15 protein-coding genes are annotated in these 16049 nt (G+C 62.8%); 8 read left to right on the top strand and 7 right to left on the bottom strand.

Features of this window, described 5'->3' with window-relative positions; genetic code table 11:
* Positions 1 to 108: 108 nt before the first annotated feature.
* Complete coding sequence (glcE, locus tag FY112_RS08530) at positions 109 to 1308, bottom strand: glycolate oxidase subunit GlcE (protein ID WP_151518174.1); 1200 nt, start codon at positions 1306 to 1308, stop codon at positions 109 to 111.
* A complete protein-coding gene (locus FY112_RS08525; protein WP_151518173.1) occupies positions 1305 to 2744 on the bottom strand; it encodes an FAD-linked oxidase C-terminal domain-containing protein in 1440 nt (479 codons plus the stop codon). Before FY112_RS08525 ends, glcE begins: the two co-directional genes overlap by 4 nt.
* Before the next feature lie 147 nt (positions 2745 to 2891).
* On the opposite strand from FY112_RS08525, the gene FY112_RS08520 reads away from it, so the two are divergent.
* On the top strand, positions 2892 to 3788 hold the full coding sequence (locus FY112_RS08520) for a LysR family transcriptional regulator (protein WP_151518172.1): 897 nt from the start codon (positions 2892 to 2894) through the stop codon (positions 3786 to 3788).
* A gap of 13 nt (positions 3789 to 3801) precedes the next feature.
* On the opposite strand, the gene FY112_RS08515 is transcribed toward FY112_RS08520, so the two are convergent.
* The gene (locus FY112_RS08515; RefSeq protein WP_131619263.1) at positions 3802 to 4653 is read right to left on the bottom strand and encodes a LysR family transcriptional regulator; all 852 of its coding nucleotides are present in this window, start codon (positions 4651 to 4653) and stop codon (positions 3802 to 3804) included.
* Between the two features lie 143 nt (positions 4654 to 4796).
* On the opposite strand from FY112_RS08515, the gene FY112_RS08510 reads away from it, so the two are divergent.
* Entirely contained in the window at positions 4797 to 5792 is a 996-nt protein-coding gene (locus FY112_RS08510; RefSeq protein ID WP_151518171.1) for a zinc-dependent alcohol dehydrogenase family protein, read from the top strand.
* A 19-nt stretch (positions 5793 to 5811) separates the two neighbouring features.
* On the opposite strand, the gene FY112_RS08505 is transcribed toward FY112_RS08510, so the two are convergent.
* Both FY112_RS08505 and FY112_RS08500 read right to left on the bottom strand, forming a co-directional pair.
* A complete protein-coding gene (locus FY112_RS08505; protein ID WP_131619265.1) occupies positions 5812 to 6969 on the bottom strand; it encodes an adenosylhomocysteinase in 1158 nt (385 codons plus the stop codon).
* A 155-nt stretch (positions 6970 to 7124) separates the two neighbouring features.
* Positions 7125 to 8033 carry a LysR substrate-binding domain-containing protein gene (locus FY112_RS08500; protein ID WP_131619266.1) on the bottom strand — a complete coding sequence of 303 codons (909 nt, stop codon included), beginning with the start codon at positions 8031 to 8033 and terminating at the stop codon, positions 7125 to 7127.
* 232 nt (positions 8034 to 8265) lie between these two features.
* On the opposite strand from FY112_RS08500, the gene FY112_RS08495 reads away from it, so the two are divergent.
* The 4 genes from FY112_RS08495 (at position 8266) to FY112_RS08480 (ending at position 12634) form a co-directional block, all read left to right on the top strand.
* Positions 8266 to 8796, top strand: a complete 531-nt coding sequence (locus FY112_RS08495) for an NUDIX hydrolase (protein ID WP_131619267.1) — start codon at positions 8266 to 8268, stop codon at positions 8794 to 8796.
* Positions 8797 to 8858: 62 nt separating this feature from the next.
* Positions 8859 to 10358: an inorganic phosphate transporter gene (locus FY112_RS08490; protein ID WP_151518170.1), complete on the top strand. Its 1500-nt coding sequence runs from the start codon at positions 8859 to 8861 to the stop codon at positions 10356 to 10358.
* 17 nt (positions 10359 to 10375) lie between these two features.
* Positions 10376 to 11113, top strand: a complete 738-nt coding sequence (locus FY112_RS08485; protein WP_151518169.1) for a 16S rRNA (uracil(1498)-N(3))-methyltransferase — start codon at positions 10376 to 10378, stop codon at positions 11111 to 11113.
* Between the two features lie 147 nt (positions 11114 to 11260).
* Positions 11261 to 12634: a glutamate--cysteine ligase gene (locus tag FY112_RS08480; protein WP_131630357.1), complete on the top strand. Its 1374-nt coding sequence runs from the start codon at positions 11261 to 11263 to the stop codon at positions 12632 to 12634.
* A gap of 63 nt (positions 12635 to 12697) precedes the next feature.
* Here the strand turns inward: FY112_RS08480 and FY112_RS08475 are convergent, their stop codons facing one another.
* The gene (locus FY112_RS08475) at positions 12698 to 13579 is read right to left on the bottom strand and encodes a hypothetical protein (protein WP_151518168.1); all 882 of its coding nucleotides are present in this window, start codon (positions 13577 to 13579) and stop codon (positions 12698 to 12700) included.
* A gap of 241 nt (positions 13580 to 13820) precedes the next feature.
* On the opposite strand from FY112_RS08475, the gene FY112_RS08470 reads away from it, so the two are divergent.
* Complete coding sequence (locus FY112_RS08470; RefSeq protein ID WP_131619272.1) at positions 13821 to 14678, top strand: DUF937 domain-containing protein; 858 nt, start codon at positions 13821 to 13823, stop codon at positions 14676 to 14678.
* A gap of 198 nt (positions 14679 to 14876) precedes the next feature.
* On the opposite strand, the gene FY112_RS08465 is transcribed toward FY112_RS08470, so the two are convergent.
* The gene (locus tag FY112_RS08465) at positions 14877 to 15188 is read right to left on the bottom strand and encodes a DUF1127 domain-containing protein (protein WP_131619273.1); all 312 of its coding nucleotides are present in this window, start codon (positions 15186 to 15188) and stop codon (positions 14877 to 14879) included.
* Between the two features lie 213 nt (positions 15189 to 15401).
* On the opposite strand from FY112_RS08465, the gene FY112_RS08460 reads away from it, so the two are divergent.
* Positions 15402 to 16049 (top strand): LysR family transcriptional regulator (locus FY112_RS08460; protein WP_151518167.1); only part of this gene is annotated, 648 nt, incomplete at its 3' end.

The raw sequence follows: 16049 nt of genomic DNA, 5'->3' as shown, positions 1-16049 counted from the left end.
GCCCCAATTGTTTGGGGAAGTCATAGCCCCCAGCCAATCTCCCCCCCTGTGGGGGAGATGTCCGGCAGGACAGAGGGGGGTACCCAGCGCGCAGCCCCATCTTCTCCCTCACCCCATCTTCCCCGGATTGAATATGCCGGCCGGATCGAATTTCTCCTTCACCCGCCGCGACAGCATCGCCACTGCCTCGGGCTCCGGATGGAAGGCAGGTGTAACCGCCCTCGCCTCGCCGGATGCACGGATCAGCGTCGCGTGGCCGCCGCCGAGCGCCTTGATGTAGCGGCGGACCAGTTCGGCTTCGGGGCCTGCTTCCATGCGCATCCAGACGAGGCCGCCCTGCCAGTCGTAGAAGGCGTCGACGCCTGCCTCGAGGCGGAGCGCTGCGACCAGCTGCTGGCCGGTGCCGGGGGCGACCGAGACGCGCCAGACTGGTCGCGCGGTGCCATCGGTATAGGGCAGCACCTCGCGGATTTCCTGCCAGAGCCTGCGGCTCTCCGGCTGCTCCAGCCGCGTGACCGTGGCGAAGGCCGACATTGCCGCGGCAAGCTTTTCGATGCGCACGTCGACCGAGCCCGGCAGGCCTTCGATGCGCAGAACTGTCGCCTCGCCCTCGGGCAATTTGCCGGCGAGGAATTTCCACGTCACCGTCAGCGGCAGGTGGGCGGCACCCGAGACTTCAACTGGCAGGGCCATTGCCGCCGCCATGGCGTTTGCCGCCTCGGCGTCGTTGAGGCCTGATAGCACCACCGTCCGTTCCGTCTTCGGGCGCGGCGGCACACGGAAGGTGACTTCGGTGAGGAAACCCAGCGTGCCATGCGAGCCGGCAATCAGTTTGGCGAGGTCGAGGCCGGTGACATTCTTCATCACCCGGCCGCCGGCCTTGATGATCTCGCCCCTGCCGTTGACGAAGCGCACACCGAGCAGGCTGTCGCGGGCGGCACCTGCGATCAGGCGGCGCGGGCCGGAGACATTGGCAGCGAAGACGCCGCCGATGGTCGGCTCGCCCGATGTGCCCATCACAGGGCGATGATCCATCGGCTCGAAGGCGAGCATCTGGCCGCTCGCCGAAAGCGCCGCCTCGACTTCGGCGAGCGGCGTGCCGGATCGGACGGTCATGATCATTTCGCCGGGATTATAGGCGACGATGCCGGAAAGGCCTGTCGAACGCAGCCGGTCCTCGGCGGCAACCGCATTGCCGAAGCCCGAGCGGCTATCGCCGCCGCAGATTGCGAGCGGCCTGCCGGCTTCCGCATGGGCGCGGACGATCGCCGACGCCTCTTCCTCGGTCTTCGGCATCAGATCGATCATGCGGCGGGACGCCCTTCGAGCGGGAAGACCTTCGACGGATTGAGGAGCCAGCCGGGATCGAAGGCGGCGCGCGCCGCCATTTGCTGGGCGAGATCCACCTCGGAATATTGGTGCGGCATCAGGTCGCGCTTCTCGATACCGACGCCGTGTTCGCCGGTGAGGCAGCCGCCGGCATCGACGCAGAGCCTCAGTATATCGTTGCCGGCCGCCTCGGCGCGGGCGGCATCCTCCGGATCATTGGCGTTGAAGAGGATCAGCGGATGCATGTTGCCGTCGCCGGCATGGAAGACGTTGGCGACGCGCAGGCCGTAATGATCGACGATCTCGGCGGTCCGCTTCAGCACGTAGGAGAGCTGGCTGAGCGGCACGGTACCATCCATGCAGATATAGTCGGCGATGCGGCCGGTGGCGCCGAAGGCGGATTTGCGGCCCTTCCAGATCAATGCCGCCTCGGTCGCCGACTGGCATTCGCGCACGGTCTTGACAGCGTGCCGGCGGGCGATCTCGACGATGTCCTTCAGCGCGGCGTCCATTTCCGCTTCCGATCCCTCGACCTCGACGATCAGCAGCGCGCCGACATCGAGGGGATATCCGGCATGGGCGAAGGCCTCGCAGATCTCGATCGCCGGCTTGTCCATGAATTCGATCGCAACCGGGATGATGCCGGCGGCGATGACATCGGCAACGCAGGCGCCGGCCTCTTCCGAGCTCTCGAAGCCGAAGAGCACCGGGCGCGCGCCCTCCGGCTTGGCGATCAGCCGCACCGTCGCCTCGGTGACGATGCCGAGCTGGCCCTCGTGGCCGCAGACGAGGCCGAGCAGGTCGTAGCCTGCCGCATCCAGCGCCTTGCCGCCGAGCTCGATCACCGTGCCATCGACCAGCACCATCCTGACGCCGAGCAGATTGTTGGTGGTGACGCCATATTTCAGGCAGTGGGCGCCGCCGGAATTCATGCCGATATTGCCGCCGATCGTGCAGGCAAGCTGCGAGCTCGGGTCAGGCGCATAGAAAAAGCCGTCCGCGGAGACGGATTCGGAAATATTGAGATTGGTGACGCCCGCCTGAACCACGGCGACGCGGTTCGGCAAATCGATTTCGAGGATGCTGTTCATCTTCGACAGGCCGAGCACGACGGCATCTTCCTGCGGAATGGCGCCGCCGGAGAGCGAAGTGCCAGCGCCGCGCGGCACGACGGGAATGCCGTAGCGATTGCAATAACGCATGATGGCGGAAACCTCGGCCGTGGTGCGCGGCAGGGCGACGGCGAGCGGCAGGCGGCGGTAGGACACAAAGGCGTCGGTTTCGAACGGCACCAGCTCGCGCGCCTCATGCACCAGGCATTCCGGCGGCAGAAGATCAGACAGATCGGCAACGATCTGGGCGCGGCGCGCCAGCACGTCAGCGCGGGGGCTGAGAAACGAAATGGCGTCGGACATGGCGTTCTCCCTGGCCCTGACGACGGGGAATGACAGCGGAAACCGGCCGCGAACCTCCCTGCTGCCGATAGACCGGCTTAGCACTTTCCCGAAAGTGGCGCAAATGCTAAGCACTTATGCCAAAAGGGGAAAAAGTCACAAAACCATATGACCAATCTGGGTGATCTTGAAATCTTTGCCAAGGTCGTTTCGACAGGCAGCATGTCGCTCGCCGGCCGCGCGCTCGGCTTTTCGCCGGCCGTCGTCTCCAAACGGATCAAGCGGCTGGAGGACCGGCTCGACACCCGGCTTCTGCAACGCACGACACGGCAGATCTCGCTGACGGAGGCCGGACAGGGCTTCTACGACCGCGTTCTCGGCATTCTCGCCGGGCTCGAAGAGGCAGAATTCTATATTTCCGGCCGCTCGGCGCAGATGCACGGCACGCTGAAGATCTCGGCCCCGACCTCCTTCGGGCGCATGCATATCGCGCCGCATCTGAAGGATTTCATGGAGGCGCATCAGGCGCTTGCGATCAACCTGGTGCTGACCGACGAATTCAGCGACATCGTCGGCGGCGGCTTCGATCTGGCGATCCGCATCGCCGAACTCACCGATTCGAGCCTCGTTGCCCGAAGGCTGGCGCCGGTGCGCCGGCTGCTCTGCGCTTCGCCGGATTACCTTGCGGCTCATGGCGAGCCGAAGCATATCGACGAGCTGAAACACCATCGCTGCCTGCCGGCCCACAACAATGACACATGGCGGCTGAAGGGCCCGGACGGGGCGCTAAGTCTCAGGCCGGAAGGCTTGCTGATTACCAATTCCAGCGAGGTGATCCGCGAGGCTGTCATCGCCGGTCTCGGGATCGCGCTGCGCTCCACCTGGGATATCGGCGAAGAGCTCAAGAGTGGCCGCCTGGTGCAGGTGCTGCCGGCCTATGAAAGCTCGCACAATGTCGCGCTGTCGGCCGTCTATCCCAGCCGGCAGTTCCTGCCGGCCAAGGTGCGACTGTTCATCGACTATCTGGCAGAACTTTATGGGCCTGTCCCCTACTGGGAGCGCTGATGGCGGCGCCGGTTCAGCGCGCTAGCCTCTCGATGACGAGATCCAGCAGGGCACGCAGCCGCGCCAGGCGCTTCATGTCGCGGTGATAGCCGACCCAGGTGTCGCGGCCGGGCGGCGGTTCACCGAGATCGACCAGTTCGATGGTCGCAAGAGAATCGCCGAGCGGCCGTGGCAGGACGGCGAGCCCGGCTCCCTTGGCACAGAGCGCTGCCTGCACGTCGCGGCTGTTGCTGCGCATGACGATGTCGGCCCGCGGCAACAGGCGCCGCAGCCAGCCGACATCCGGCATGTCGCCGAAAGCTTCGTCCATGGTGACGAGGCGGGTGCCCGCGCCGTCGCCGGCTTCGGGGTGCGGCGCGCCGCGGCTGATGTAAACGCCGTATTCGATATGAATGAGCTTGCGCGATATGACCTCCGCCTCCGTGAAAGGCTGGATACGGAAGACGAGGTCGGCTTCACGTCGCGACAGGCTGAGAAGCCGGCTGTCGGTCAACAATTCGACCTCCACCTTCGGATGGACTTGCGAGAATTCCGCCAGCACCGGCGAAAGCACATGCGCGCCGAACCAGTCGGATGAGGACAGCCTGAGAAAGCCATCGAGCTGACGGCTGCCGCCGGCAAGGACACGCTCGACGGCGAGCGCCTCGTCCTCGATCCGTTCGGCGCCGGCGAATACGGCCGCGCCTTCATCCGTTAGGACGAAGCCATCGGTCGTGCGCTGAAAGAGTGTCTGGCCGAGAGAGGTTTCAAGGGCACGCAGCCGCCTGCCCATCGTCGGCTGCGTCAGTCCGAGGCTGCGGGCTGCTGCCCCCAGCGTACCGAACCGCGCGATCGCCAGAAACAGCTTGAGGTCGCTCCATTCCATCGTTCGCATCCGCCAAACAAAAATGCATGGACCTCAGTCGTTATCTTTCATTTTCATTCGCGTTTCAATGAACCACCTTCTTCCAGAGCAAACTCATTGCGGAGGTCTCTACAGACACCGCACTGCGAATGAAGGAGAGTTCCATGTCTGTAAAATCAACGATGAAAGCGTTGCTGGCGGAAGCGCCGAATTCGCCATTGCGCATCGCCGATATTGCAAAACCGGTGCCCGGCGAAGGCCAGGTTCTGGTGCGCATCAAGGCAAGCGGCGTCAATCCGCTCGAGCTCAAGATCCGGGCCGGCAATGCGGCGCATGCCCGCCATCCGCTTCCCGCCATTGTCGGCATCGATATGGCCGGCATCGTCGAAGAGATCGGGGAAGGCGTCAGCGGTTTCCGCCAAGGCGACGCGGTCTACGGCATGACCGGCGGGGTCGGCGGCATTCAGGGATCACTTGCCGAATTTGCAGCCGTCGACGCCGCGCTCTTGGCGCCAAAGCCGCAGAATCTGTCGATGCGCGAGGCAGCCGCCCTGCCGCTGATCTCGATCACCGCCTGGGAGGGGCTTGTCGACCGCGCTGGGGTCAAGGCCGGCCACAAGGTTCTGGTGATTGGCGGCGGCGGTGTCGGCCATATCGTCGCGCAGATCGCCAAGGCTGCCGGAGCCGAGGTCTATGTGGTCGACGGCGCTTCGAAAGCGGACTATCTCGCCGGCCTTGGCGCAACACCGATCGATCGTGGCGCGGAAACGATGGAAGCCTATGTCGCAAGACACACCAGCGGCAAGGGTTTCGATCTGGTCTACGATACGGTCGGCGGCCAGGGGCTCGATACGGCATTCCGAGCCGTCAGCCAGTTCGGCCACGTCGTCAGCTGCCTTGGCTGGGGAAGCCATGCGCTGGCGCCGCTCTCCTTCAAGGCAGCCACCTATTCCGGCGTCTTCACGCTGCTGCCGCTTCTGACCGGCGAAGGACGCGCCCATCATGGTGAGATCATGCGGGAGATAACGAAGCTTGCCGAAGCCGGCAAGGTGATGCCGATGCTCGACCCGCGCCGCTTCACCTTTGCCGATGCCGATGAGGCGCATCGGCTGATCGAAGACCGGCAGGCGCGCGGGAAGCTCGTCGTCGAGATCGACTGATCTTAATCCGTCCGCGGAATTAGCGCGCCAGATCGAGATAGGCGTTTGCGACCATCGCATCGATATCGGGGGGCACAGGCACGATGCAGGATTGGGGGCCGGCTTCGCCCCTGGCGATGCGCTCCAGGCAGCGGGCCTGAAGGGTGAAGCCGAGATCCATCGATTCGACGGTATTGCCGAGCGGCCGCGGGCCGGCGAGATTGGCCATGTGGCCGCCGCCGAGCACATGGAAGGAGCGGCCGTCGCTGAGATGGAAGGTCTCGATGTGATCGGCCTCATAACGATCGATACCGGCGACATCGGGATGGCGGCGGAAAGCCTCGACATCGATCTCATGCGGGAAATGGCCGCCATTCATCAGGATCGCGCCGTCCTTGACCAGCGGCAGGTCGGCCGCCGTCACGATAGCGGCAAAACCCGTGACGGTGACGATTATATCTGCCGAGCGGATCGCCGCATCGCGCAGCGGCGTGACGAAGCCGTCGAGATGAGCTTCGAGCGTCGTCACCGGATCGATATCGACGACGCTGACGGTGGAAAAGCCATTGCGGAAACAGGCGGCCGTGCCCTTGCCGCAGGCGCCGTAGCCGAAGACCGTCACGCGTTTGCCGTTGGTTGAGCGGTTGGTGAAGCGCAGGTAGCTTTCGAACAGGCTCTGGCCGACGGCATGCCTGTTTTCAGCAAACTGCTTGATGGGGCTGTCGTTGATGACGAGGATCGGCATGTTCAGGCGCTCGCGCAGCGGCAGCAGACGGGTGCGGCCCGAGGTGGTTTCCTCGGTGCCGCCGCGGAGATTGGCGTAGGGTTTTTCCGCCGCGATGGCGAAAAGATCGCCGCCATTGTCGAGCAGCAGATCCGGCTTTTCGGCGATCATTGCTTCGAGGCTCTGATGATGAGCGGCGGGATCGGTCGTCTGCGTGGCAAAAACCGTGATGCCTTGGGAACGCAGGAACTCGACCGTCGAAGGCTGGGTGCTGTTGAGATTACCGGTGCAGACGAGACGCGCGCCGCCGGCGCGAAGCGTCATCAGCAGCGCCACCGTCTTCGGCTCCAGGTGAATGCCGGTGCCGATCGACACGCCCTCGAACGGACGCGTCCGCTCGAATTCGGCCGCCGTCGCCTTGAGCAGCCGGCAGCTGCTGCCGATCCAGTCGATGCGGGTTGCGCTCTTTTCCATCATCTCTTTCCTACGTCGGTGTTTGGTGCCGTTTCTAGAGTTTGCGCAATTCCGGACGCAAAACCGCTGCACACTTTTGCTGGAATTGCTTTAGCGAAGCAGCGGCTCTGCGAACATGGAGGTAATTCTGACGCAGGGGCAGAAAATCTGCCCTTTCAGGTCGGCGTCCCGCCACGAAGCAGCCAGGCGGACAAGGCGGCAAAGGCCGTCCGTTTCGCATCCGGCGTGCGGCAGCAGAGACTATAGCCCGATGGCCGGGAGATGAAGCCATAGGGCGCGACCAGATGCCCACGCTGAAGATCGTCCTCGATCGAGGCGCGTGGCGCAAGCGCGATGCCAAGCCCGGAGCGGGCGGCACCCAGCGCCAGCAGCAGATCCTCGAATTCTTGGGCACGGGAAAAGACGACCGGCGGTGTGCCGCTTTCGGAAAACCATTCGTCCCAGAGCTTCGGAACGCTGCGGCTGACAAGCATCGTCAGCGCACCCATTGCCGCCGGGCCGCTCGACAGTGTCGCGGCAAGCGAAGGCGTCGCGACCGGGCCGAATTCGTCCTCCATGAACCGCAGGGCGGTGATGCCCGCGGCCGGCCGGTATTCGCCGCCCATGATCACAGCGTCCAATTCGGGGTGCATCTGCAGCGGTTCGACCATGGTCATCGGCACGATGTCGACGGTATCGCCGAGGCTCGCCTGCATGTCTGCTGCGCGCGGCATCAGCCACCAGACTGCGAAGGCGGAGGGCACGCCGAGGCGGATGCGGCCCGGCACCACGCCTTCGAGTTCCGAAGCCGCGCGGTGCAGAATGTCGAAAGCCGCACTCGCGGCGGCTGCAAAAGCGCTTGCCTGCACGGTCGGGATCAACCTGCGGCCGTCACGCAGGAAGAGCTTGCGGCCGAAGTGATTCTCCAGCGTGTCGATCTGCTGGCGCACGGCGCCGCGCACCACATTCAGCTCTTCGGCAGCCTTCAGAATGCTGCCGTGACGGCAGACGGCCTCGAAAGCACGGATGGCATTGAGTGGGGGAAGACGCATGGGGACGACATTCACAAAATCATAGTGGATCACTAGATCTCGCCATTGAACGAAAGGCAAGATCACGCCATATTGTACAGCTGTGCAATGTGACGCATTCGAGACAGGGCGTGACGGATTTTCCGAGCCTGTCCCGCCTCGATTTCCCTATGAACGGCGATCAAATCGCGTTTCGAATCGTCACGCCTATTTTGGATTGAGTAAGCTTTCCGTGATATACGTATATGAGTGATTCCTAACGACGACTGCGAAGGTGACCCGACCATTGACTCTTCTCGCCCGACTGGCCTCCGATGTGCAACTGATGTTCCGGCGTCCACCGCGACAGCAATATGGTGCGCTGTGCTATCGGGTAAAGAAGAAGAGCGGTGCCGTCGAAGTGTTGCTGCTGACGAGCCGCGATACCGGTCGCTGGGTCATTCCCAAGGGCTGGCCGATGACGGGAAAACGCGCCCATGAGGTCGCGATGCAGGAAGCCTTCGAGGAAGCCGGCGTCCGCGGCCTAGTCGAAACGGAGACGCTCGGCGCCTACACTTATTCGAAGGTGCTGCGCGACGGGGTGCAGGTGATCTGCAAGGTGCAGGTCTATGCGCTCGAAGTCACCGACATGGCGAAAAACTTCAAGGAAAAGGGCGAGCGCCGCATCGAATGGGTTTCGTTCGACGAGGCGGCGGCGCGCGTGCGCGAACCGGAGCTCCGCCACCTTTTCCTCGCCTTCAAACAGATGATGGCCGACAGGCTTTCGGCCAAGGCGGCAAAACAAATTCCGGCAGTGAAACAAATTCCGGCCGAATGAATCCTGCCATCTTGCGCTGTTAGGAAAGCAGCGTAGAAGCAGATTCATCCTCAGGAAAAAGAATGCCGCCACGTCCCGCAGTCCTCACGAAACGAACGCTCGACAAGGACCTCGACAAGATCACCCATGCCGAGGACGCGGCGAAGCATGTTTTGCGGCGGCTGGTGCCGCCTGGTCTCGGGCTGATCTTCGTCGGTCTGGCCATGCTCTTTGCCGGCGTCTACGTATTCGACCAGCCGGGAGCGATGCTCGTCATCGCGGCGGCGGCCCTTGCCGGCTACATGGCGATGAACATCGGCGCCAACGACGTGACCAACAATGTCGGTGCCGCCGTCGGCGCGCGCGCCATGACGATGGGCCAGGCACTCATCATCGCCGCGATTTTTGAACTTCTTGGCGCCACGATCGGCGGCGGCGAGGTCGTCAAGACGATTTCCACAAACATTGTCGACGCCGTCCAGGTACCGCCGGCGCTGCTCGGCTGGATCATGATGGCGGCCCTGATGGCAGCAGCCCTCTGGATCAACCTTGCAACCTGGATGAACGCACCGGTCTCCACCACCCATGCGATCGTCGGCGCGGTGATCGGCGCCGGCATCTCAGCCGTCGGGCCGGAGCCGGTGAACTGGCGGGTGATGCTGGAGATCACCTCGAGCTGGATCACCTCGCCGCTGATCGGCGGGCTGATCGCGGCCGGGCTGCTTTATCTCGTCAAGACCCTGATCATCTACCGCGACGACAAGATCGCGGCCGCACAGCGCTGGGTGCCGGTGCTGGTGGCGGTGATGGCCGGCGGCTTCATGGCCTATATGGTGCTGCAGCTGTCGCCCACGGGCAAATTTCAGTCTTTCACCATCATCCTCATCGGGATCGGCATCGGGCTGGTGAGCTGGCTTGCCGCCCGGCCGCTCATTCTCGCCCAAGCGCGAGAGCTCGAAAGCCGCAACAGCTCGCTGCGGGTGCTGTTTAAGCTGCCGCTCATCGGTTCCGCAGCACTGCTGTCCTTCGCGCATGGCGCCAACGACGTTTCGAACGCGGTCGGACCGCTTTCTGCGATCGTCCATTCGGTCGGCATCGGCGGCGACGGCGGCATCGGGCATCCGCCGCTCTGGGTGATGCTGATCGGCGCCCTCGGCATCTCCGTCGGCCTGCTGCTCTTCGGGCCGCGCCTCATCCGCCTGGTCGGCGAGGAGATCACCAAGCTCAATCCGATGCGGGCCTACTGCGTCGCGCTGTCGACAGCCTTCACAGTTATCGTCGCCTCCTGGCTCGGCCTGCCGGTCAGCACCACGCATATCGCCGTCGGCGCCGTCTTCGGTGTCGGATTCTTCCGTGAATGGTACACGCGCCATTCGAAGGCCCGCATCGCCTATATCAGACGCAAGGCCGAAAGCTTTGATATCGACGAGCCGGAAGAGCCGAATATCCACGAGACCCGGCGGCGCTATCTCGTGCGCCGTTCGCATTTCATGACGATCATCGCCGCCTGGATCGTCACCGTGCCGGTTTCGGCAGCGCTTGCGGCAATGATTTATTGGGTTATGTTCGCGCTCTTCGTCTGAGATCCCGAGTTTTTTAAATGCGCGCCAATTTCCGTATGCAACGGCTTTTCGTCGACGCGCCGCTTTCCAGCGGCGCCGTCGTGGAGGCGAATGCCGATCAGTTCAACTATCTCGGTAATGTGCTGAGGATGGAAGACGGTGCGGAGATCCTGCTCTTCAACGGCCGCGACGGCGAGTGGAAGGCGACCCTTACCTTCCCCACGCGCAAACGCATCCTTTTGACGGCAACCGAAGAGACGCGGCCGCAGCCGCTGCCTTGCGACCTGCACTACCTCTTTGCGCCGCTCAAGGTCGGCCGCATGGACTACCTCGTGCAGAAGGCGGTCGAAATGGGAGCCGGCCTGCTGCAGCCGGTCATGACCCAGCACGTCCAGGGCAAGATCACCAATCTCGACAAGCTGCGCGCCAATGTCGTCGAAGCAGCAGAGCAATGCGGCATCCTCGGCATTCCCGATGTCGCCGAGCCGGTGAGGCTTCTCGAGCTGCTCGACCGCTGGCCGAGCGAGCGCCGCATCATCTATTGCGACGAGGGCGATGCCGGGCAAAACCCGCTGCCGGTGCTGTCGGCGATCAGGGAAAGACATCTCGCTTTGCTCGTCGGGCCGGAAGGCGGCTTTTCGGAAGAGGAACGGGCGAGGCTTCGAAGCCTCGATTTCGTCACCGCCATTCCGCTCGGACCGCGCATCCTGCGGGCCGATACGGCAGCCGTTGCGGCACTGGCAGTGGTCCAGGCCGCGATCGGCGACTGGAACTAAGGTCGAAAACGGGTTGACATGGAAATCGGCGCTATCTTTTTGATGTGTCGTTGAAAGAATTTCACTTGCAACATAGGTGGCTTGGGTCCAAATCACCCTTCCAATTGCCCGGCCCCCTGGGCGCCTTTTTGAATACAGGTATCCCGCATGGCCCGCGACACTACCGACCAGACACCGCTCTCTTCGGTCCAGGATCTGACCGATTATATCGCCGCGGGCAACAAGCCGCGGGAGCGCTTCCGGATCGGCACCGAACACGAGAAATTCGCCTTCTTCCGCGCCGACAACAGCCCGGTTCCCTATTTCGGCGATGCCAGCATTTCGGCCCTTTTGACCGGCCTGCAGAAAAAAAGCGGCTGGGAGCCGATCACCGACGGCGGCAACATCATCGGCCTTGCCGAGCAGAACGGCATGGGCGCGATCTCGATCGAGCCCGGCGGCCAGTTCGAACTCTCCGGCGCACCTCTGGAGACGATCCACGAGACCTGTCGGGAATCGAACCAGCATCTGGCAACGCTGCGCGAAATCGCCGAGCCGATGGGCATCCGCTTCCTCGGCATCGGCGGCAGTCCGAAATGGACCTATGCGGAAACCCCGCAGATGCCGAAGTCACGCTATGAGATCATGACCCGCTATATGCCGAAGGTCGGTACCCAGGGTCTCGACATGATGTATCGCACCTGCACGATCCAGGTGAATCTCGACTTCTCCTCGGAAGCCGACATGCGCAAGAAGATGCGCGTCTCGATGAAGCTGCAATCGCTGGCGACCGCCCTCTTCGCATCCTCGCCCTTCACCGAGGGCAAGCCGAACGGGCTGCTTTCCTGGCGCGGCGATATCTGGCGCGATGTTGACAACCGGCGTGCCGGCCTGCTCGATTTCACCTTCCGCGACGATTTCGGCTTCCGCGACTATGCCGAATGGGCGCTCGACGCGCCGATGTATTTCATCGTCCGCGATGGCCGCTATCACGACTGTACCCATGTCACCTTCCGCCAGTTCATGAACGGCGCATTGAAGGGCGAGGTCGCCGATCCGGCGCCGACGATGGGCGACTGGACGAACCATCTTTCGACACTCTTCCCCGACGTGCGGCTGAAGCGTTTCCTCGAAATGCGCGGCGCCGACGGCGGCCCGTGGCGCCGCATCTGTGCCTTGCCGGCCTTCTGGGTCGGCCTGCTCTACGACGATGCGGCACTCGAAGCCGCCGACGAACTGAGCAAGGATTGGAGCTTTGCCGAGATCGGTGCGCTGCGCAACGCCGTTCCCGCCGAAGGGTTGAAGGCACAATTCCGCGGACATCCGCTCTTCGACATGGCGCGCGAGGTGATCGGCATATCAAGGGCCGGCCTCAAGGCGCGGGGCAGGCTCAACCGGGAAGGCCAGGACGAGAGCATCTTCCTTGCGCCGCTCGAAGAAGTGCTCGCCAAAAAGGCGACGCTCGCCGAGGATCTGCTGTCGCTCTATTACGGCCGCTGGCACGGGTCCGTGGAACCGGTCTTCGAGGACTATCAGTACTGAACCTGAGCCCCTGAATTCCCTAAATCGGAATAGATTCAAGGAATATGCAGTAGCAAGCTGTGGTCACGGCGCCTTCGCGCGCTTCCTGGCTTCGCGCGATCTGGCCGTGCGACGGGCGGGCCTCAGTTCCTCGATCGTCGGCAGCCACCACTCGGCATCCTGAACTGGTGGCATCTTCGCAGGCCAGGTGCGGACGAGTTCTTCCAATGTGGGCACCCGCCAATATCCCCAGACATGATCCTCGGTCACGCCGGCATAGAAGTCCGTAACGACGTTCGGGTCGACCAGTTCACCTGATATTTCGGTAAAGACGACGATTCCATAAGCGGTGACCACAGGACGGCCTATCGGCGGCAAGTCGTCGCTCTGAAGCGGGTAGCGATGACGCTTTCGTTCCGCAGAGCGGAGCTTGCTGCGCACATCCTGTTCGGTCCCCTTCCGCTCTTCGGCTCGACGTCGTCTCTCCTCCGGCTCGTTTCTGCGCGCCGCTGCCTCGATCTCCGGCCACCGGCGTCTGAGTTCCTCATAGGACCGGAAGGGAACGTGCCATAGCTTGAGATCGCCGTCCCATCGCGAAAATGGCACCTCGCGCAGTTCGTCGACGACGGTCTTCGAATACGGCGTGCGGATTCGAAAGCCTGCCTTGCCGAGTTCAAGGTAATGACTGTCGATGGGATCGAAGGCGAAGGCGTCTCGGCCCTTCGCATCCGCATGGGCGTCGGCTTCAGCCTCCATCTCGGCAAGCCATTGCCCGATGCGGCGAGACGCCGTTCGCCCGGGAACGAACCAGGCCTTGCGGGCATCACTCCAGCGGGCGCGGGGGAAGCGTCTTCGGAATTGTTCGACGGTCATCCTGTCATAGGGGAAGGAAATGTCGGCGCCCGGCTTCGCACCGTCTTCACTCGGCGCCTCGTCGTGACCAGTGGAGGATTTGGTTTCGGCCATGGAAGAAGAACGCCGGTGCGCAGGGATCGGTTTCCAGTGAGGATACCATATAGGCCGACGGAGGGTGACGGTCTGCTGTCGTTGTGGCCGCTTTCGCCTCATCAACTCAGTTCGCTGGAGCCTCGACCGCATGCTCCAGCAAAATTCCTCCCTAAGTTCTTATGGCAAAAAGCCGTTTGCGCATTAGCATTTCAGGTTATAGTGGCGTTACAAAGCGTCGCGACCGGGGGAAAGGGATTCCATGCTGCCACTCTTCGACATGATGATGCAGGCGCAGAACGGCGCGGCGATGGAGGCGATCGCCCGGCAGTTCAACCTTGCGCAGGAACAGGCGACGAAGGCGATGGCGGCGCTGATGCCGGCCTTTTCCGCCGGGCTGAAACGCAGCACCAGCAATCCCTATGATTTCGTCGGGCTGATGCAGGCGGTTTCCTCCGGCAACTATGCGCGATATTTCGAGGATATGAACCGGGCGTTCACGCCGGAGGGTATTTCCGACGGCAACAACATCCTTGCCCAACTCTTCGGCTCGAAGGAGGTTTCGCGCGCGGTCGCCGCCCAGGCGGCGCAGATGACCGGCATCGGCCAAGATATCTACAAACGGATGCTGCCGGTGCTGGCCGATACGCTGATGGGCGGGCTCTTCAAGCAGACGACCGGCCAGATGGCCTCGCCGGTCAACCCCTTCGTCAACACGGCGATGGGCGAGACCATCCAGAAATGGCTTGAGAGTACCGGCTTCGCGCCGAAGCCGGCCCCGGAGCCTAGCGTCTTCGACAATCCCTTTACGCAGGCGATGCAGCAGATGTTTTCGGTGCCGAAGCCTGCGCCAACGCAGACGCCGAACCCCTTCCTCGACAATCCTTTCGCCAAGGCCTTCCAGGAGATGATGGGCGGGCTCGGCCAGCAGCCGGCTGAGACTAAGACCAAGACGCCGGAAGCGCCACAGGAAGAGGCGAAGGCCGCTGCAGACAGCTATACCGAGATGCTGAACGCCATGTTCGACAGCGGACTGGAAGTGCAGAAGAACTACCAGAAGAATTTGGAAGCGATCTTCGAAACCTATCGGCCGAGGCGCTCCCCGGAAACGAGCGAATAGCGCTCTAAAGCGCGTCGCGATCTTTCAGATTCGATTGCCACGCTTTAGGTCCTTGGTTTCTCGCATGTCGTTGCCGCAAAACAGCGGCACGCTTTTGCGCGACATGCTTTCGCGCATAAAAAAAGCCCGGAGATGGCTTGAGAAAGCCGATCACCGGGTCAAGCGGCAGGGCTATTGGCTATCACCCTGCGGGGAAACTTAACGCTCCTGCTCCTCGTAGGAGCGCAAGAACGACGACAGGCGCCAGCGATTGCGCGCCGAGCGCGTCAGATGTTCCGACGGGTCCTCGAAGAAGGTCGACGCCAGGAACGCGGAGGTCAGGTCGGCCCTGCTAAGGCCGATATCCCTCAGCTGAGCGTCACTCAGATCGTGCAGCGTGTTGATCTCCATGCGATTGCGGAACCCGCGAAAGAGGGAGGCCAGCGGTGCGAGGCCTGCTGCCAGACGCTGGGAAAACGTCGGGGTGAGCTTGCCGCAGTCGAGTTCTATTGTTCTGTCTGTCATCCGCATGGGACTCTCCTTTCTTTCGATTTCTTTCAGGCGCGCAACAACCCACCCCTCCCGCGAGGTCGCACGGAAAGGAGCAAGGCTGAATTGGCTCGGACAGGCAGGGTGTCTGTCCTTCACTTTGCTTGATTTGCATCCCGAAGATGCCAAAGACCTATTGATCAGTCCAACGAATGTTTCTAATGATTATCATCAGCTATCTTTATGGGTGAAAACATGTCCGCGCCTCTTGATCTCGACCAATTGCAGACTTTCATCGCCATCGTCGATTCCGGCAGCTTCACCAAGGCCGCCGACAGGGTCTACAAGACCCAATCGGCCGTCTCCATGCAGATGCGCCGTCTCGAGGAGCGCATCGGCAAGCAGCTGTTCATCAAGGACGGCCGCGGCAACCGGCTGACGGTCGAGGGCGAAAAACTGCTCAACTATGCCCGGCGCATCATTCGCCTCAACAACGAGGCGATTGCTGCTTTCGACGACAACAGGCTGGAGGGGATGCTGCGCATCGGTACGCCCGACGATTATGCCGACCGCTACATGCCCGAAATCATCGGCCGCTTCGCCAAGACGCATCCAAATGTCGAGCTCTATATCGTCTGCGAGCCCTCGGTGGATCTGGCCGAGCGCATGCACAAGGGCGAACTCGACATCGCGCTCGTCACCCACAATCCGCGCGAGCGCATGTCCGATGTGGTGAGAACCGAGCCGCTCTGCTGGGTGGGTTCGGCCAACCACCCCATCCGCGACGACGCCCCGGTGCCGCTTGCCGTCGGCCGGCGCGATTGCCAGTGGCGCCAGCTCGCCTGCTCGGCGCTCGATGCTGTGGGACGCGAGCACCAGATCCTGTTCACCAGTTGGTCCTGC

This window comes from Rhizobium sp. PEPV16 (assembly GCF_008919455.1).
Lineage (GTDB): Bacteria > Pseudomonadota > Alphaproteobacteria > Rhizobiales > Rhizobiaceae > Rhizobium > Rhizobium leguminosarum_Q.
The sequence above is the reverse complement of the archived record's forward strand: the minus strand, read 5'-3'. Positions and strand labels throughout refer to the sequence as shown.

Excerpts from the sequence above, each read along its gene's own strand:
- FY112_RS08525 (WP_151518173.1), bottom strand. The coding sequence starts at position 2,744 with ATGTCCGACGCCATTTCGTTTCTCAGCCCCCGCGCTGACGTGCTGGCG.
- FY112_RS08480 (WP_131630357.1), top strand. The coding sequence starts at position 11,261 with ATGGCCCGCGACACTACCGACCAGACACCGCTCTCTTCGGTCCAGGAT.
- glcE (WP_151518174.1), bottom strand. The coding sequence starts at position 1,308 with ATGATCGATCTGATGCCGAAGACCGAGGAAGAGGCGTCGGCGATCGTC.
- FY112_RS08510 (WP_151518171.1), top strand. The coding sequence starts at position 4,797 with ATGTCTGTAAAATCAACGATGAAAGCGTTGCTGGCGGAAGCGCCGAAT.
- FY112_RS08505 (WP_131619265.1), bottom strand. The coding sequence starts at position 6,969 with ATGGAAAAGAGCGCAACCCGCATCGACTGGATCGGCAGCAGCTGCCGG.
- FY112_RS08515 (WP_131619263.1), bottom strand. The coding sequence starts at position 4,653 with ATGGAATGGAGCGACCTCAAGCTGTTTCTGGCGATCGCGCGGTTCGGT.
- FY112_RS08475 (WP_151518168.1), bottom strand. The coding sequence starts at position 13,579 with ATGGCCGAAACCAAATCCTCCACTGGTCACGACGAGGCGCCGAGTGAA.
- FY112_RS08520 (WP_151518172.1), top strand. The coding sequence starts at position 2,892 with ATGACCAATCTGGGTGATCTTGAAATCTTTGCCAAGGTCGTTTCGACA.
- FY112_RS08490 (WP_151518170.1), top strand. The coding sequence starts at position 8,859 with ATGCCGCCACGTCCCGCAGTCCTCACGAAACGAACGCTCGACAAGGAC.
- FY112_RS08485 (WP_151518169.1), top strand. The coding sequence starts at position 10,376 with ATGCGCGCCAATTTCCGTATGCAACGGCTTTTCGTCGACGCGCCGCTT.
- FY112_RS08470 (WP_131619272.1), top strand. The coding sequence starts at position 13,821 with ATGCTGCCACTCTTCGACATGATGATGCAGGCGCAGAACGGCGCGGCG.
- FY112_RS08465 (WP_131619273.1), bottom strand. The coding sequence starts at position 15,188 with ATGCGGATGACAGACAGAACAATAGAACTCGACTGCGGCAAGCTCACC.